This is a genomic window from Imperialibacter sp. EC-SDR9 (assembly GCF_902498805.1).
Taxonomy (GTDB): Bacteria; Bacteroidota; Bacteroidia; order Cytophagales; family Cyclobacteriaceae; genus Imperialibacter.
On record NZ_LR701637.1, the window covers coordinates 64,420 to 82,521 of the forward strand.

Consider the following 18,102-nt stretch of genomic DNA (forward strand, 5'->3'; position numbering starts at 1 on the left):
GTTATTTCAGCATCGGGAACAGGGTCCTTATCTCTTCGTCGTTGGGTTGGCGGCCGTATTCGCAGATTTCGAAGGTTTCTACATTGGTGGCTTTGGCCACCCGGTCTTTGCCATACCACTTTTCAATGGCCTTTTTAGCCTCGGCTGAAGGAGGCCTCACCGACTTTTTGGTCAGCCAGGCTTTTCTTGCTTCAGCACCTTCGGGCACCTGATCGGCATAGCCACCTATCCAGGGCAGCCACTCGTAAAACTGCGATACGTGGGCGTCCAGCGCATAGCCTTTTTGCTCCGTTACCTCGGTAATGTCCACAGCGATATCTGGTCGGAAAGGATTAGGGCGCTGAAAGCCATCATAGCCGTAAAGGAAAACGGGGTTCTTTTTCAGCGCAGGCACCTCCGGCGCAATATTGGGTACTGCCACCATGTAGGCAGCATCCTGCACCAGCACACCCGTGTAACGATGGTCGGGGTGGTAATCGTTGGGCCGGGGAGCAATCACGATGTCGGCATTCCACTTACGGATTTCCCTGATTACCTGCAGGCGAACATCCAGGCTGGGTACCAGCTCGCCATCATGGTTGCCCAGCACCACATATTCAGCAATGCCAAAGCGCCGGGCTGCTTCCTGTGCTTCGGCAATTCTGCGTTTAGCCAGGGCACCGCCTCCGGTAGTTTGATGGCCGGCATCTCCATTGGTGAGGGAAACAAATTTGACCTGGTGGCCCATTTTAGCAAAAAGAATGGCAGTGCCACCCTCGTCCTGATCGCAGTCGTCGGGGTGGGCGCCCAGCACCACGATGCGCAGCGGTGTGGCTGTTTGCGCAGCGGCAAAACCAATGGTAATGAAAGCAAAGAGAAGGGTGAGAAGATGTTTTTTCATAAGTAGGTGGTTTAAAGCATAATCATCATTAATACACGTCACCTCGAACCGACGCAGGAGGGAGAGGTCTCCCCAACGAGCGTCTGCTCATTTTTAAGAGCCTTCATGCCTGACCGACGCCTTTTTGTTTCGGATCGAATTGACGCTGGATAAGGTAAAGAATTTCCGGCAGAGAATGGTTAGACTTTATTATAGCGGTAGAAGGTGGCGTTATGATACTGGCTTGGCTAAGAAAGCTTTTGAATCAATTCAACTGTAAGCCAGCCTTTCACATACTTATTGAAGGCAGAATTTGTCTTTTTAATATTGTCCAGTTCATTTGGATTCTTTTTTAATGCGTAGGAGTATGAGGGCCATCGAGAAGAAACGATAAGCCATTTGATTAAGCTTGGTTGCGAAATGTCAGCCAAGGTTTTGCCCTCCAAAAAAAGAGAGTTTCTTGCTAATGAGTAGTTGTTGATAAACCGCTTGATACTTCGAGCGTTCGGTTCGAGATCATTTTCATGCTCTATCAAAACATGGCTTATATCTTTTTTTAAATCCAGCTCAGATAGCTTTTCTGATGCACTGATTCTCAAAGCCTGCTGATTTACGTTAGCCTTATTTTTATTAACCTGTATTATGTTACTGAGTTCAGTCTCGGAAGTGGCTTGCTTGATTTCGTCAGCTATTTCGTTGGAATTCTTCATACCTTGGTTCGAAGAGGTGTCTATGTTCAGAAGATGCCTCAAATATTGTCCTTTGGCTTCTGGCGACATCGTGGGTACGGCTGTTGACATCTGAAATACCTTGGCTAAGAATGAATCTCCAAGAGAATGACCAGCTTTGTCATGCTTAAAAGCTGAATAGTGAACCTCGAAGCAGGTGGAAATCCATTGTCCATCACCAGCAATGATGTAGAGTACCTTTTGATCTTTAAAAAGGGTTTGTATACCTTCTAGCAGCCCAACTGTAGTTCCTTCACGACACCTATCGAGGTCGTCTATGAAGATCGCTGTATTCTTGCTCGAAATAGAAACGATATTTTTAAAGTAGCTCTTCAAGCTATCCATGGGGTCAGATAGCTTCTTATAAAAGCTGTCTTCTGGCTTGGAAGACCCAGAAAGAATGGTATTCACAACAAAGTTCGATGTGGCCCAAATTCCTCCGAATATGGTTATTGACAGCCCAACAATTTTTAGCCAAGACTCGGTGGTTGGCTCAAACGAGAATAGCCAGCCAGACCCAAATGAATTGAATAGAATATAAAGCGCAAAAGCGATTAAGACAGTGGATAAAAGGACTGCTTTATTTGGCAAAACTACCTTCCACTTAAAGTTATACCACGTTAAGCACATTCTACGAAACTCGATCGACTCGGATGAAAGAGTCGCTTGATATAGTTTATATAAAAGAACCCACCAAGGTTTCTCGAGATGCTGATTTTGCCATGCGTTATAACGAACGACAGTCCACTTATCCTCTTGGAGATTTAATTCGAGCATGTCTAGAATGCTTGATTTTCCACTACCCCACTCGCCATCCAGGTGAATCGTATAGGAATCTTGGTTATCTGTCTCTTTCCAATATCTTTCTATATGTGACTTTAAAGCATTTACAAAGGGTTTTCTGAGTAACTGGTCATCAACAGTTGATCCATCGCCCTGAAGTCTAACGACTTCGTTTATTTGCTCAGTAGGTTCTTTTGGAGAATCTGTTGTCGATGGCGTTGGAAAAAAAATGCTCTCAAAATTCTCTTTCCCAATTGCACTGATTATCAAAATAGCGTCCTCCTCACTGAGGACTTCTATTGCGTTGTTTAGTCTTGAAAGATTATCCAAGCTAAATTGCTGTTTGTAATGCCACTGAACCAGAAGCTTTTTACCGTCTCTCGGGTTTCCGTACACCACCCCAACTGCTTGTACCTTTAGTAGTCCATTTTTGGCTACACTTTTTAGAAATAGAATGTCGCCAACGCCGACTCCTTTTACAACGTCCAGATAACGATCAACATATGGGTTCTCCCAGAAGCCATTAGATATCATGGATTTAGCTCGGTTTTTGTCGCCTTGCACAGACGTGACAACATAAAACTTTAAAAACCTTGCTTCCTCTATCGGAGTAAAGAACAATTTACTCCTGTTTGTAGAATAAACATAAAGGGGTTGTCTGCCTTCGCCATCCTTTTCAAAAATGAACCCCTGGATATTATCCTCTTTATATCCTTCCTTTCTCAAAGCATCGCTGTGCGGCGATGTGCTATAGAAGTGGTCGACAATCGGACTTTTTTTAGGGCCATGAAAACGCCGGAGAGGTATTGTCCCTTCCAGATTGTCTGTGAACACATACCAATCTTTTTGTATCTCAGCTTTTTTTAATCTATTGCCTTTCAAGTCCTCATTAGTATCGTCTGGGTAAATTGTGTAAAAAACCTTCTTGTTAGTTAAGTCGGTCGTAAACTCAACCAAAGGAACCGTGCCGGGCGTTCCCTTAATTAATACATATCCTGTGATTCCCTGGCAATCGTAGCCTAGGTTGATGAGGTTGCTATCCGGGAAATTCATCGAAAGTGCGTGAAGCGTTTCTTCAAAGTCATTTTCTTTAGAGCCCATGTTAAAGATAGCTTCTGCCCACAACGAAAATGCGGAACGAATTTTCTGATGACTTAAAACGCTTTCGCTTTTTATCGTTGGAAAAGAATTTATTTTAAAAGTCCACTGATTTCTGATCCAGGAGAAGTAAGGTTTTTTCTTAGAAGAGATGGAATTTACACTAATAGTTAGTGGCCCCTCATTAATTCTACCCTTAATCTCAATTGCATCTTTTTTAAACCCCCAGCGGTTTAAAATATCAAGTACTTCACCAATTTCGAGCTGTAAAGAATTGTAGTCCGGAAGAAGTTTGGCCTCCACATATTTTATTCCCGCTGGAATGATTCTTCCCTCAACTGGACTAGGGGATAACTTGGATTGAATTAACCCCCTTGTAGTGAGATCCGCAGCAATGTCCTTTAGTTCTTGTTCAGGCTTGTTGATATTATTATTCGCAAGAATTTGAGGAAGCCCGTAATTTTTGGATTTGTCTTGTGTGTAAAGGCTGAGTAGAATTATGTCTTCTATTTCTTGAAGCGTCATTCAGGTCTAGTTTAAGCAGTTCTATAACGATGAATTTAATAGTTTCTGCGCATTAATTGAGTTGCGAAACTTCAAACCACCGGATGATCCTTCCAAGGGCTCTCTGCCTTGATAAACCGCCAGTCGAAATAGTCTTTCACCGCTTTGGTACCGCTTTTCGTTAGCTCTTCAATTTTGTGGGCAGGCAGGCTGAAATCTGAGGTGCGTACGTCGAGGGTATCAATGAACACCGTCCTGTTCCAGTCCTCCCCCTGCAGGTGGGCTTTGTTGGCGGCCTCCATCATAAAGTCGAGCAGGGCCACGGCATAGGTTTTTAGGTTTTTGACATCGGCCGGCGGCGTGGCCCAGTCACGTTTCGCATAGGTGATCACGTCTTTGCTGTCGAGCCGGAAGCCGAGCGTTTCCATGTTGAGGATGTTTCCGTCCTTACCGGCCAGGGCGTTAACAGGGTTGGAAACGTACTCAGGCTTGTCAAACAAGTTCACGGGGTAGTTGTAGCTCACGCCACCATCGACCATCACATTGTTGCCATTTTTGAACGCCGCAAAAAACACTGGCAGCGACATCGACATGCGCACCACCCTTCTGACAGGGATCGACTTGTGGGCTTCATTTTCATGCGAAAATACCTCCGCTTTTTGTTCCGACAGATTGGTTACGGCCATGTAGAGGTATTTGAAGGCCGTGTTGCCGCCTTTGATGGCGTCGTCGAGGTCGCCGAAAGTGAAGTCTTTGGTACCTGTTTGCTTTTTCACCACCTCGCCAATCCATTCCATAAAGTCGTCGCCTTTGTACCAGCCGAACTTGCTGAACATCCGCATAGCGTTGCCAATCAGCCCGTTGCCATCCTGAAAATCGGCAAAGTTGGTGGTGCTGATGAGCTCGCCTACCTGGGCAGGCGTGCAACCGAGGGCAAGCGTGCAGGCATTGATAGCACCGGCAGAGGTGCCGGCCACCCGCTGCAGGTGATCCAGCATGCCCAGCTTTTGCAGCTCATCGAGCGCACCGCCATAGGCGATGCCTTTTACACCGCCGCCTTCAAATACGAGGTTTCTAAACCCAAATGAGGTTGATTTAATAGTTTTTGCCATAGTAGGAAAGGTTATGCTTGAAGAAGAGATTCGAGGTAGTCTTTAGTTTTTGCGCCATACACCCCGTCGATTTTGAGGAAGCCGCTCTGGCTTTGCACCATGCGCAGGGCTTCGGCTGTTTTTTCACCAAAAAAGCCGTCGGAAGTACCGGCATCGAAGCCAGCGATTTTCAGGGCATCTTGTAGCTGCACCACGGCCGCTCCCTTGTTGCCCTTTTTGAGAGGAGGCTTAGGGAGAATGAATTGTTTTTCGGTGGTAAGCCTGCGGTAGCCAAGCACCTTGGAGGAATCGAAGCCGGAAATGGACACCATGTTGGCCTGATTACCACCAAGTGTATAGCATCTGGTTCCGTCAGAGGAGGTGCCCACGTAAATGCCCACATGGCCTTCCCACGATTCGATGGCCTTGCGCCAGTAAACGATGATATCTCCGGGCTCGGGCTGGGTAGTAACGGTGCCGACCGCCAGCCAGCTCCGGGCATTGAGTTTGGTGCTCCGCTTGAGGCCTGCCTTCAGGCAGCACCAGCTCAAAAAAATACTGCACCAGGCAGTTTCGTCGTCTTTTACGTCCTGGAATCCGGCCTCACTGGCGTATTGGAGAATGCGTGCATTGTGTGCCTGCCCTGGAATTTCCTTTACTCCAATCTCAGCACAAGCGATCTTTATCAGCTCTTGCATGGTATTGATTTAAAAAATAGTAACAGAAAATTAATCTTTAGCCGGTGCTCCCGATATCGGATATCAGGTCAAAAAATTCTCTCGAATCCGGCAAGCACTTCTCCTTTTTACAGGATGAAGGCTTGCTCCGTTATTCATAGGAAGCACCTCCACAGGTCAGAGAATGAATATACTACAAAAATCAGAATTAGTTACCCAACGCTACCTGTTTTAGGCGCTTTACTTATGAAAACAAATGTTTTATGTCAAAAATCAGAATATCTGTTTTATTATTGTGTAAGGAAGGCAGTTTACTGGTGACTTGGTTTGTCAGTCTAAACAGGCTCTCCGCAAACTGAATGTTGTGTACTTCAGGGTTTTTATTTAATTTGAAACAGCATAAAGGCTTACCACTCAAAACAAGTTATTTACGAATCACATTTAATCCATGAGTATCAAAACACACATAAGTGCACTAATCCAACTTGCGTCAGCTGACGATGATTTGGCTGATAAGGAAAGAGAGTTGATTTTTTTAATTGGTGAATCTGGTGGACTAAGCCATAAGCAAATTGAAGAGCTTCTGGAAAATCCTTTGGACCTCAATATACCGGACAGCCTTAGCGACGATGATCGGTTCGAACTGCTCTACAACGTTGTGCAGCTGATGAAGATTGACAATGAGGTATTCTTGAGCGAGATCAAGTTTTGTGAGGATGTAGCGGAGAAGCTTGGTTTCGCCAGAAAAGTGATTTCTGAGCTTTCTGCCAATATCTATTCAGATCCTTCGATTACATCGGACAGGGCATTGCTGAGACAAAAGGCAATGAAATACAAGAAATAAACTAAACTAACCTATAACCAATTAAAAGCCCGTCACTGACCGGGCTTTTTTTGTGCGCCAACAACGCCACGCCATATGGCACCAAAGGGAGGGCCGAAGGTGTTGGACACGTCGCCAGCATCCGGCGAAAGGCATTGTTGACAATCAATTAACAAATGCTTGATTTTGAATCAATAACCGATTCGTTAACTTGTCGTGAATATGGATACCATTGCGTGGAAACCGCTAACCTACCAAAATTTTGAGGCCCTGAGTGTTGCCCGAAAACAGTTGCATCAGGCTGTTCAGCAGGTGTCTGTGGTGGGGCGAATATACCTTCCCAAGGCAAAGGACGACAAACATGCCAACCTCGTGTGGGTGCCGCAATTCCAAAGGCTGGCCGGTAATTGGGTGGAGGGTTCAACCAAGTTTCGGGTCTCACTTGACCTGGCGAACCTCACCATTCATTTAGTCGACGATGAGGTAAGGACGATAGGCGAATATGACCTCAAAGGGAGAACCCAGGCGCAGTCGATGGTTTGGCTCGAAGAGCAGTTGGAAGGATTGGGTCTGGACACGAGCCAATTTGCTATCAATCTTCCCTATGAAATTCCAGACTACCCCACGGCACATGGAAAGCCATTTGAGCAAAAGGATGCTGAGGCTTTTGAAGAAATTGCGAGGTATTTTCATAATGCTGACCATATTTTGAGGCCGCTGAAAAGGGAGTTCCCACAGTCAACCGACGTACGGTGCTGGCCACATCATTTCGACATAGCGGCACTTATCATTCTGAATGACACAGGCGACCCGGAAACGACCAGCAGTATTGGTATAGGCATGTCTCCTGGTGATCAATTCTATGATCAGCCATATTTCTACCTTTCTCCCTGGCCATACCCTTCCAGAGACAAGCTCACACCTATGAGTCATGGTAAATGGCACGAGAAAGACTGGCTGGGCGCAGTGTTAACAGCGGAGTCCCTTTGTGACATCGAGAATCTGGCGCAGCAGCAAAAAAGAGTTTATGCTTTTTATAAAGAAGGGCTTGATCAATTGGTAACGCAGCTAAAGCCTAATTTGTAGAGCGGCGAATATTAAAGTGTTCTTCCAGTTTGATATAAAAGTCATCTTCGTTGAGGAGGTAATGCTCAGTTCTTTTCCCTCGACTGTTCACGATCAACATTTTTTCCGTCAGCGTTTTGCGGCCCTCTGGAGTGGCCTGCGTGATCATTTTTCCATTTCTAAAATGACTTTCAGGGTCAGTTTGTTGATAAAGGCAACGGGGGATAAACTCTATAAGTGTTCTTCTTTTTGGTGAGAAGAGGTATTTTTCCTCAAAGGATTGACCGTCATCCGACTCATCTAGCCACCAACCAACCTCATCTTCCTTCCTGATTCGATAAAATTGGTTGAGGCTCATTTGCATATTCTCTTCCAGCACTTTGAGGGGATAGACGGGCCCTTTGCCATAACCCACGTCGCAAAGAAACACCTCACCGGCCAACTGCACCAAAATACACATGTGCTCGAATTCAAGGGAGAGGTTTCCGTCAGGCTTTGGCATTCTGGCAGAGGCCATGTAGCAGGTAAACCCCAGCTGGGTAAGCAAACTGTAAAAAAGACCGTTGAGCTCGTAGCAGAAACCGCCTCGCTTTTGCTCAATTATCTTTTTATACAACCTTTCAGTGTCAAGCAGAATTTCCTTGCCCCAGTGGATATCAAGGTTTTCGAATGGAATATGTAGTAAATGCTGATAATGAAGGTGCTTGAGGAAACGGGCACCTGGAGCCTCCCTGGCTGAAACGTCTATCCGGTGCAAGTACTTATCAATATCCATTTGAAGAAGCTGTTGTTTCAAAAGAGAAACCTTGTGAGGGAGTCCGGCTGCGGTAGGTTTTTTCCACCGCAGCCGGACTGAAACCTATTTCGGGCTTTCCATGTAGTCAAGCGTTAGAGCGCAAAGAGACTTTATACCCAGCAGCATTCCTTCATCGTCTACATAAAAATCAGGCGTGTGATGAGAGGCCACTTTTGAGGCGTCTTGCCCCTTTGGCATACCTCCCAGAAAAATGAAAAAGCCTGGCACTTTTTCCTGAAAGAATGAAAAGTCTTCGGCACCTGTGCTGGCCGCCGACAAAATCACATTTTCTTTGCCAGCCACCTCCTCAAGGCTCGGTAGCATCTTTGCAGTCAGTGCCGGGTCGTTGTAAGTAATCGGGTATCCCTTGTCGATCGTTACTTCGGCGGTGGCACCCATTCCTTCGGCCGTATGCGTGGCGATGGAGCGTAATCTCTCGTGAATCTGGTCTCTCATGCCATTGTCCAGCGCTCTGATGGTACCCACGAGTGTTACCTCTTCGGGAATGATATTGCTCCTCACCCCGCCATGAATGCTACCAAAGGTGACAACGGCAGCTTCCTTGGTCAGCATCATATTTCGGCTTACAATGGTTTGGGCATTGTTGATGATCTGAGCGGCAGTCACCACAGGGTCGATGCTGCTCCAGGGAGCGGATCCGTGTGCCTGGCGTCCCTTCACTTTAATAGTGAAACTGTTGACACTGGCCAAAGCTCCGCCTGGCTTATAGCGAATGCTTCCCACTTCAGTGGCCGAATTGATGTGTAAGCCGAATATGGCATCCACTTTGGGGTTTTCCAGCACCCCTTCCTTTACCATCAGTTCGGCGCCACCCTCTTCACCTTCGGGTGCGCCTTCCTCGGCTGGTTGAAAGATGAACTTCACAGTGCCTTTTAATTCGCTCTTCATTTGGCTCAGCACTTCGGCAACGCCCATGAGGATGGCTACGTGGGTGTCGTGTCCGCAGGCGTGCATCACGTGAACTGACTGGCCATTATACTCACCCATTACCTTTGATTTCCAGGGAAGGTCATTTCTTTCAGGGACAGGAAGGGCGTCCATGTCGGCCCTGAGAGCGACTACCGGGCCGGGTTTTCCTCCTACCAGTGTTCCCACAACCCCGGTAATAGCCACACCGGTTTTTACCTCCATACCGAGACTTTTTAAGTGGGCTGCAATTTTTTCGGCAGTTTTAAACTCCCTGTTTGATAGCTCGGGGTGCTCATGTATGTCGTGTCTCCAGTCGATGACTTTGGGCTCTACTTTTTCGGCCAATTGATAGGCTTTTGTTTTCAGCTTCGAACCGGCAGGGGCTGGCGAAACCCACGACTGGCAGGTAAGCATTAACAGGGCCAGAAGGCCAGTGTATATAGTTTTTTTCATACATGGGTTGGTTTACTTTTGGAAGATAGACAAAAACGTGGTCGTTTATGCGCTTGAATTTTTTAGCGGAAGCATTATTTGACAGATAATATAGACCCCTCTTTTCAGCAAATAGTGAGCTGTCTGATGGAATAAATTCAAAAACCCTTAAATTTCAAAAAACAACCCCCATGAAATAGCCATAAGGAAAGTCCATACCCAGCGGAATGAATAAAGTCGGAGAATAGTCGACTATCGCTTCCAAAAGGTTTTGGCTATTCCATCTGGCCGCTAAAAAGTAAATTTTATACAGATGAAAACCATCAAGAGGCTACTGAAAGGCATCCTGGTCTTGATTATTTTACTAGTGATCTCCTTATATTTTTATCTACAGCACATTAAGCCTAAATACAAGGGCGACTTAACCCTAAGCCCGCTTGAAAACAAAGTGGAGGTGTGGTTTGATAGCTATGGCATTCCGCATATCTATGCGGAAAACAAAAGTGATCTCTACACTGCCATGGGCTACCTTCATGCACAGGAGAGGCTGTTTCAAATGGAGCTGGTGAGGAGAATTGCGCCAGGGAGGTTGTCGGAAATACTTGGGAAAGATCTTTTGCCGACCGATAAGTTTTTCCGTACGTTGGGGATACATCTGTCGTCGCAGGAGGCGGCGAAGAAGCTGCGAGCTCAAACCAATAACCCTACGCTGAAAGAAGCAGAGGCTTATCTGAGAGGGATCAATGAATTTTTGGAAAAGGGCCCAACACCGTTGGAATATGAGCTGCTTGGCATTGAAAGAACACCTTTTACCCTGGAGGATATTTATAACGCTGTCGGCTATATGTCGTTTAGTTTTGCGGCGGCACATAAAACCGACCCACTGGTGAGCTTTATTAATGCCGAGCTCGGCGCCAGCTACCTGAAAGATCTGGGACTAAAAGCAGACACCACCAGGCAAATGATCCCAAGCTATTTTGGAGACCCCATTGGCTTGAATGAAAAGTCTTCAGCTAAGCTGCTTGAAATGCTTAACCGCTTACCTGTTTCTCCATTTATAGGCAGCAATGGTTGGGTATTGGGGCCGTCAAAGACAAAGTCGGGCAAGGTGCTTTTTGCCAATGACCCTCACATAGGGTTCTCTCAGCCTTCTGTGTGGTACGAAGCCTATCTGGAAGCCCCCGATTTTCAGCTGTACGGTTACCACCTTGCTGGCTACCCGTTCGCAATTTTGGGGCACAATCGCCAGGTGGCCGTTGGCCTTACCATGCTCGAAAATGATGACGTTGACTTTTTCAGAGAAACGGAAAACCAAGTCGATAGCAATCAGTACCTGTACAAAGGAGAATGGAAAAGCTTTGACTATCGGGAGGAAATAATCAAAGTTAAAGACGAGGAAGACATAGTTTTTCAAGTGAAAACCTCCCTCCACGGCCCCGTTGTCAATGGAGTATTGGGTGAGATAGTTGGGCCTGATCCTGTAGCCATGTGGTGGACATACAACAAGCTCCCCAATCAGGTGCTGGATGCCACACGCAAGCTAAACAATGCGCAGTCGTCTGGAGATGTTACCGAGGCTCTCTCACTTATACATGCACCCGGCCTCAACGTAATGTATGGCGACGCCAAAGGAAATGTGGCGTGGTGGGCCACAGCTCGATTGATAAAACGGCCTGAGCACGTCAACTCCTTCACTACTCTTAACGGATCCACAGGGGAAGATGACCCGCTTGGCTACTTCGACTTTGCCGAGAACCCCCATTCAGTGAACCCGCCAGCAGACTATGTATTTTCTGCCAACAACCAGCCTGACAGCGTAAATGGCTACTATTACCCGGGCTATTATTTGCCAGAGGACAGGGCCAGAAGGATAAAGCAACTGATCGACAGCAAAAACGATTGGGATAGCGAGGATGTTAAAAAAATGCTGATGGATGAGACTTCGCCAGCCGTGGTTCAAAATATTGGTGTGCTGCTATCGGCAATGGAGAACGCATCTTTAGCAGGAAATGATCAAAAAGCACTCGAGCTGCTGCAAGCCTGGGACGGCAAATTTGACGGCCAAAGTGCTGCCCCAATTATTTACACCAGGTGGCTTTACACCATTTTAGAAAAAGCAATGAAGGATGAGCTTGGCCAGGACAAGTTTGACCTCTTCATGTCAACTGACCTCAGGAAGCGAACCTTTCCGCTTCTCATTGCCAACGATAGCTCTTCCTGGTGGTACAATGCCGACAAGAAAGCTGTTGAACCCCGGCAGGATGTGATTTACGGAGCACTTGTAAGCGCAGTGGCCTCGCTGGAAGATGAGCTGGGGAAGAATGTCGATAAATGGAAATGGGAGAATATCCATACGCTGACACATAACCATGCCCTGGGTGTGGTTCCACTGCTGGGAAAGGTTTTAAATGTAGGCGATTTCCATGTTTCTTCGGGCGAGGAGGTTATCAACAACTGGGGTTATCCTATCACAAACAAAAACAAGTACAGGGTGTCGTTTGGGCCAAGTACACGGCGAGTTGTTGATTTTTCAGACATAGAAAACTCGGAGAGCATTTTGCCCACTGGTCAGAGCGGCGTTTTTCACAGCAGACACTACGACGACCAGGCGCAAATGTATGTAGAAGGGAAATTCCGGAAGATGGCCATTAACAAAAAAGAGCTCACCGCTAGTGGCAAGCTCCTTATGCTTCTTCCCGACAAAGAATAGCTGCCGGTAACCTATCGGTTTACTTCATTTGAGAGTAAACCTTTGCCTGAGATTGTGGAGTCTCTTTAACATTGATCGCTAAAGACACGATTAGTACTCCTAAAAGAATAGCCACAAGGGCCGAAACATTTTTTCTGGAACCAAACATTTTAATAACTCCCTTCGTCTTCTTATTTCCTGTTGACTGTTGCCAACCATTGTTGTTTAGCGTTGCGCCGAAATTCATAAACACCTCACTCTTAATATTACAATTACCATAACGAAACAGCACATCGTTTTGTTTCAGTGCAAAATTACTAATACAAACAGAATAATTATAAATAATGTAAGAAATATTCAAAATAATTCATTGCAATCGTTTGCTTCAACTTATGTGAAGCATTGCATAATAAAAATAATTTATTCACCTCTTTTTCAGAAGGTTGCATGACGATGGTTAAAGTGTACAAAGCCTTTGATTTAGTGATTTTTGGCATAAATCACTAAATCAATGCACCCAACTTTGTCGAAATGTAAGGTTTGGTCAAAAGAGGTCGGTTTAGGTAGGGATCACCTGCTCCTGTGGCCAGCCTATTCGTACCTCAAACTGTCAACCGGATTTTTCCTTGCTGCTGCAAAAACTCTGAGAAAGGAGGTGGATCCTGCAATGGTCGTTATGATAAGAAACGGTACAAGAAAGCTGACCAGGCCAATTGGTTTGTAGAACTTAAAAATGGACTCGATCAGCATGTCAGTAAGATAGTAGCCGCCTACTGCACCCAAGGCGCTGGCTACCACCACCATTAAAAGAAAGCTTTTGCTAATGAGCCAAAGAATCTGCGGAATTTCGGCCCCCATCACCTTTCTTATGCCTATCTCTTTCACCCGCTTGATCACATTAAGTGATATGAGGGTAAATAGGCCAATCACCGACAGCAACACGCTGACGACGCCAAGAAAAACGAAGATGATGACAATATTTGCATTGACTTCCTGGGCTTCTTTGAGGGTATCCTCCTGGTAAAAGCCGTTGAAAGGCTTGTCTGGAAACAAATCCAGCCAGCTTTGTTCCATGGCCTTGTAACTCTCCACAATTTTATCACTGGCTACTCTGGCGATGAGAAAGTTGACATTATCTTCACGGGAAAGCCTGAAAGCATAGGGCTCAATAGGGGAAAAGAAGTTGTCGGAATAGAAATTTTTGATCACGCCAACCACAGTTAAGTGGAGCGTATCGCTGATGGATACTCTTTGGCCTATCGCTTCTTTCCACCCAAATGCCTCTACAAACTTTTCGTTGACGATGATAGAGCTAACTCTGTCGCTTTCTGCAAGGTCTTTTCCAAAGGGCCTCCCTTCTGCCATTTTCAAATCCATGGTTTCGAAGTACTCAGGCCCAAAGTCCATCATCATTACTTCCCGTTCGACATCACCCGATTTGATAGTTCTTCCATAATTCCAAAAACCTATATGACTGCCAGATGCCGACATGCTAATGACATCAGGGTTCTTTTCCATCACCGACCGTAGCGTGGTGTACTCCTGTAGCGAGCTCACCCTGGCGCCTATTACGCTTTCCTTTTCAAACCCCATATCGGCATTCTCCTGAAAAATGGCATTTTGATAAAAGGCCATACTTGCCACCAGGGCCATAATGGTGAAGCCAAATTGCATCATCAACAGCCCTCGTGAAAGAGAACTTGTGGTACCTACTTTCAGGTTGCCTCTCAAGATCTTCACTGGTTCGTAGCGGCTCACATAAATGGATGGATAGGCGCCAGCGATTATTGCTGTGATTACCATGAGGCCAACTAGAAACAGGTAAATCTCGGTATTTTGCGAGAGGTCGAGTATCAGCGTCATCCCCTCCCACATAGCGCTGTAAGCAGGAACGAGAAAAGAAGCGAGGCCCAGAGCAACTACAATAGCCAATAAGCAGAGAGCAAGGTTTTCAGCCATAAACTGGGTGATGAGTTGTTGCCTGTTGCCGCCAATTACTTTTCTGATGCCGATCTCCTTAAGCCGCTTGCTGGAAGTAGCTATGGAGGTGTTGGTAAAATTGAAGCATGCGATGAGAAGTATGAGTGCCGACATTACGATCGGAGCAATGATGGCTGCCGGATGCATCGCCTGCGGAAACCAGTAGGAATAGATATCCCGGCCGGAAAAAGGCATGTCTGGCATATGCTCCAAGTAAAACGATCCTATCAGCCAATCAGGCCGGGCTTGGTTTTGTTCCGGCACATATTTGGAAAGAAGCGTCGAAACCTGATCAGGAGCAAAACCATTTTTTGAGAAGAGAAATGTGCCCCCTACAAAGCTTCTCCAGCTATTGTCGGCTATTTCGTTGAGATCCAGAAAGTTTTCGAAAACGGTGATGGCATCAAACTGAAAGGTTGAGTTCTCAGGCATGCTTTCGAGCACGCCGCCGACGATGAACTCTCTGGTTTTTTCATCGGCAGTTACCAGGGTAATGATTTGACCAGTGGCACTTTCGTTGCCGAAATAAGCTGTCGCCATTTCTTCAGAAAGAAGAAGCTGCGATTTATTATAAAAATTATCAAAAGAGCCCTCCTTCACTTTGAAAGAGAAAACGTCAAAGAAGTTAGGGTCTGCAAAAGTGATATGCCTGTTGAAAACCTTTCGGTCGACCTTTAAAATATAAGAATCACCTGTAACCCTCACAACTTCATCTACCTGGGGGATGTCTTGAGCTATTCTTGGCCCCAATGCAACAGGCGTGATGCCATAGGGAACAGGTTGCCCCTGCACGTCTTTGTTGATTTGCACTTTGTAGATGTTTTCCCTGTTAACATGCTGCTTGTCAAAATCATAGGCAAACCGGGTATTCAGGTAGGCGATGATGCAGCAGGCCATGGAGATTCCAAGCCCCAGCACGTTGATGAAAACGTAAAGCTTGTTGCGACGCAAGTTTCGGACGGTGAGTTTGAGGTAGTTCTTAAACATGACGAGTCTTTGATGGAAATAAATTAATGACGCCAAAATATGCCAGGGGTTGCATTGGCGCCTTGTATTTACTTTTTCGACCACAGACCAAAGTGCTATTTTTTGGTGCCGCTTTTCCTGCTTATTTTATCCAATCAATTAAACCCATCTACCATGAAGAGGATTCTACCAGTCTTTTTTCTTTTGTCGTTAGCCGTAACAGGCTTTGCTCAAAAAGACAAGGATAACATTATCCGGAGCATTGATCAGAAAGAGGATTTATACAGTAAAACTGCTCTGGACATCTGGTCTTACGCTGAAGTTGGCTATCAGGAATACAAGAGCTCAGAGGCTTTGCAAAAGGTTTTGGCTGACGCAGGCTTCACGGTCGAAAGCGGCGTTGCCGGCATTCCAACTGCTTTCACGGCTAGTTTCGGAAATGGCAAACCCGTGATAGCCATACTTGGCGAATTTGATGCCCTGCCAGGACTTAGCCAGGCGGCTGTACCGGAGAAGTCCCCGATAGAGGGGGGAATAGCTGGCCATGCATGCGGGCATCATTTGTTTGGGGTGGCATCTGCCGCTGCTGCTATTTCTCTTAAGGATTGGCTGGCTTCCTCCAAAACTTCGGGAACCATCAGATTTTATGGCACGCCTGCCGAGGAGGGTGGCTCAGGAAAGGTGTACATGGTGAGAGAAGGCTTATTCAACGATGTGGATGCAGTCATTAACTGGCACCCCGCAAGTGTGAACAGCGCCAGCCCTGGTACATCATTGGCCAACAAAACTGGCAAGTTCAGGTTCTATGGAATTGCCTCTCATGCGGCGGCGGCTCCCGAAAGAGGACGGTCAGCTTTGGACGCCGTGGAAGCTATGGACATGATGGTGAACATGATGAGAGAGCACATTAAAGAGGATGCAAGGATACATTACGTGATTACCAATGGCGGCACAGCACCGAACGTTGTCCCAGACTTTGCGGAGGCCTACTATTATGTTCGCCATAAAGACAATGACGAAGTGAAGGACATGTGGAACCGCTTGGAAAACGCCGCTAAAGGGGCTGCTCTTGGCACAGATACGAGGGTCGAAATAGAAGTAACCGGAGGCGTGTACAGCCTGCTGCCCAACGAAACGCTGGCCAAAATAATGCAGACTAACCTGGAAAAAGTAGGAGGCTACACTTACTCTGCTGAGGAAAAAGCGTTTGCTGAAAAGCTTTCTGCCACACTCGACAAGAGCGCCATGTCATTAGACTACACTCAAAAAATCATGCCGTATGAGATGAGGGCTGGAAGCGCTTCTACCGATGTAGGCGATGTTAGCTGGAACGTGCCCACCGTAGGCCTGGTTACGGCTACCTGGGTACCAGGCACAGCAGCCCATAGCTGGCAGGCGGTTGCCAGTGGCGGCACGTCAATCGGCATTAAGGGAATGATGGTGGCTGCAAAGGCGATGGCCATCACAGGCTACGATCTGTTCAAATCCCCTAAAGTACTTGAGGAGGCAAAGACAGAGTTTAACACCAAAAGAGGCGCTAACTTTGTCTACGACCCTTTGTTGGGCAATAGACCGCCGGCACTAGACTACAGAAAATAACTTTTTGAATTGGGTGCTTTTTCTATCAATTATTGCCTCTTCTCACTTCCTGAGAATTAGCAAAGATGAAAGGGAAATGGAACGGAGAATCTTCCTGAAGAAACTGAATGGCATCGGCCACGGTTTCTTCAGGAATTTCTTCCATAGGAACGTGACCGGCATTGTCATAGACCTTAACAACTGAATGAGAAATACTTGTGGCAAAGGAATCTGCAACGTTGTACGGTATCCATTTGTCATGCTTTCCCCACTGGATCAACGTTTTCTGCTTTATTTTCGAAAGCTCATCACTTCTATCTATATGCGCAGTATTCATTCTATATATGAATGCCCTGCGATTGCCTTCTCTGCGGCAGAGCGATTGGTATCTTTCCACAAGGTCTTCGTCAATTTTCGAGTCGTCGTAGTACACCTCTTCAAGGTTGTTTCTTACCATGAATCTTGGTGTCGAAAACCTCAGAAATGTGTTGAAGCCAGGTGCTTTGGCTAGCCTGAAAATAAATGGCGGGGGAGCATCATTCGGGTAGCCCGCTGCGTCGATCAGAATAAGCTTCTCAACCCTTTCCGGATAATCTATGGTAAAATTCCACGCAATTTCACCACCCAGGGAGTTACCGGCAATATAGCAGCGGCCTAAACCAACGGTACTAATGAATTTCTCCAGAAACTCACTGTAGTGCTTCATGGAATAGTCATTGTCAGGAAATGGACCTGTTAGTCCAAAACCAGGGAGGTCGATGCGCACCACCTGATAATACTGCGAAAGCTCCTGCGACCACTTGTCCCAGGTTTGAAGCGATGAGGCAGTGCCATGAAGAAGAATGATTGGAAATCCTTTTCCTTCCGATTTATAGTGAATAGGCTGGCCATCAATTTTCACGAATCGGGACGTTCTTCCTGCATACTTTATCGATAGGTCTTCAAGCGACAAGTCGGCACGGAAAAGCGCCATGAAAACGCCTATCGTGAATAGTACCAGCGAAACTAAGGTCTTTTTAAACATACCGTGATCCTTTACTTAACCCTTTCTGCACTAATAATGCCAAATTAATTCATTCGAAAACGAATCGCAGGAAGCAGGT

12 protein-coding genes are annotated in these 18,102 nt (G+C 46.3%); 4 read left to right on the top strand and 8 right to left on the bottom strand.

All coding sequences use genetic code 11. From position 1 onward, the window contains the following. Position 1: 1 nt before the first annotated feature. From GC130_RS25740 to GC130_RS25755, 4 genes are all read right to left on the bottom strand, one after another. On the bottom strand, positions 2-880 hold the full coding sequence (locus tag GC130_RS25740; RefSeq protein WP_152001248.1) for a PIG-L deacetylase family protein: 879 nt from the start codon (positions 878-880) through the stop codon (positions 2-4). A gap of 227 nt (positions 881-1,107) precedes the next feature. Then, entirely contained in the window at positions 1,108-3,993 is a 2,886-nt protein-coding gene (locus tag GC130_RS25745) for a P-loop NTPase fold protein (protein ID WP_152001249.1), read from the bottom strand. Positions 3,994-4,064: 71 nt separating this feature from the next. After that, a complete protein-coding gene (locus tag GC130_RS25750; RefSeq protein WP_152001250.1) occupies positions 4,065-5,084 on the bottom strand; it encodes a patatin-like phospholipase family protein in 1,020 nt (339 codons plus the stop codon). 11 nt (positions 5,085-5,095) lie between these two features. Then, entirely contained in the window at positions 5,096-5,761 is a 666-nt protein-coding gene (locus GC130_RS25755; RefSeq protein ID WP_152001251.1) for a TIGR02594 family protein, read from the bottom strand. Between the two features lie 427 nt (positions 5,762-6,188). Between GC130_RS25755 and GC130_RS25760 the strand changes: the two genes are divergently transcribed. After that, positions 6,189-6,584 carry a TerB family tellurite resistance protein gene (locus GC130_RS25760; protein WP_152001252.1) on the top strand — a complete coding sequence of 132 codons (396 nt, stop codon included), beginning with the start codon at positions 6,189-6,191 and terminating at the stop codon, positions 6,582-6,584. 201 nt (positions 6,585-6,785) lie between these two features. Continuing rightward, on the top strand, positions 6,786-7,649 hold the full coding sequence (locus tag GC130_RS25765; protein WP_152001253.1) for a hypothetical protein: 864 nt from the start codon (positions 6,786-6,788) through the stop codon (positions 7,647-7,649). On the opposite strand, the gene GC130_RS25770 is transcribed toward GC130_RS25765, so the two are convergent. Both GC130_RS25770 and GC130_RS25775 read right to left on the bottom strand, forming a co-directional pair. Continuing rightward, positions 7,639-8,403 carry an arylamine N-acetyltransferase gene (locus GC130_RS25770; protein WP_152001254.1) on the bottom strand — a complete coding sequence of 255 codons (765 nt, stop codon included), beginning with the start codon at positions 8,401-8,403 and terminating at the stop codon, positions 7,639-7,641. The two genes, GC130_RS25765 and GC130_RS25770, sit on opposite strands and share 11 nt — an antisense overlap. Before the next feature lie 84 nt (positions 8,404-8,487). Then, complete coding sequence (locus tag GC130_RS25775; RefSeq protein WP_152001255.1) at positions 8,488-9,807, bottom strand: amidohydrolase; 1,320 nt, start codon at positions 9,805-9,807, stop codon at positions 8,488-8,490. A 292-nt stretch (positions 9,808-10,099) separates the two neighbouring features. Here GC130_RS25775 and GC130_RS25780 point away from each other — a divergent pair, with 292 nt between their 5' ends. Then, complete coding sequence (locus tag GC130_RS25780; protein WP_152001256.1) at positions 10,100-12,496, top strand: penicillin acylase family protein; 2,397 nt, start codon at positions 10,100-10,102, stop codon at positions 12,494-12,496. A gap of 570 nt (positions 12,497-13,066) precedes the next feature. Here GC130_RS25780 and GC130_RS25785 read toward each other — a convergent pair. Further along, positions 13,067-15,442, bottom strand: coding sequence for an ABC transporter permease (locus GC130_RS25785; protein ID WP_152001257.1), 2,376 nt, complete (start codon positions 15,440-15,442; stop codon positions 13,067-13,069). Positions 15,443-15,595: 153 nt separating this feature from the next. Between GC130_RS25785 and GC130_RS25790 the strand changes: the two genes are divergently transcribed. After that, complete coding sequence (locus GC130_RS25790) at positions 15,596-17,020, top strand: amidohydrolase (RefSeq protein WP_152001258.1); 1,425 nt, start codon at positions 15,596-15,598, stop codon at positions 17,018-17,020. Between the two features lie 25 nt (positions 17,021-17,045). On the opposite strand, the gene GC130_RS25795 is transcribed toward GC130_RS25790, so the two are convergent. Continuing rightward, on the bottom strand, positions 17,046-18,023 hold the full coding sequence (locus tag GC130_RS25795; RefSeq protein ID WP_152001259.1) for an alpha/beta fold hydrolase: 978 nt from the start codon (positions 18,021-18,023) through the stop codon (positions 17,046-17,048). Between the last annotated feature and the right edge of the window lie 79 nt (positions 18,024-18,102).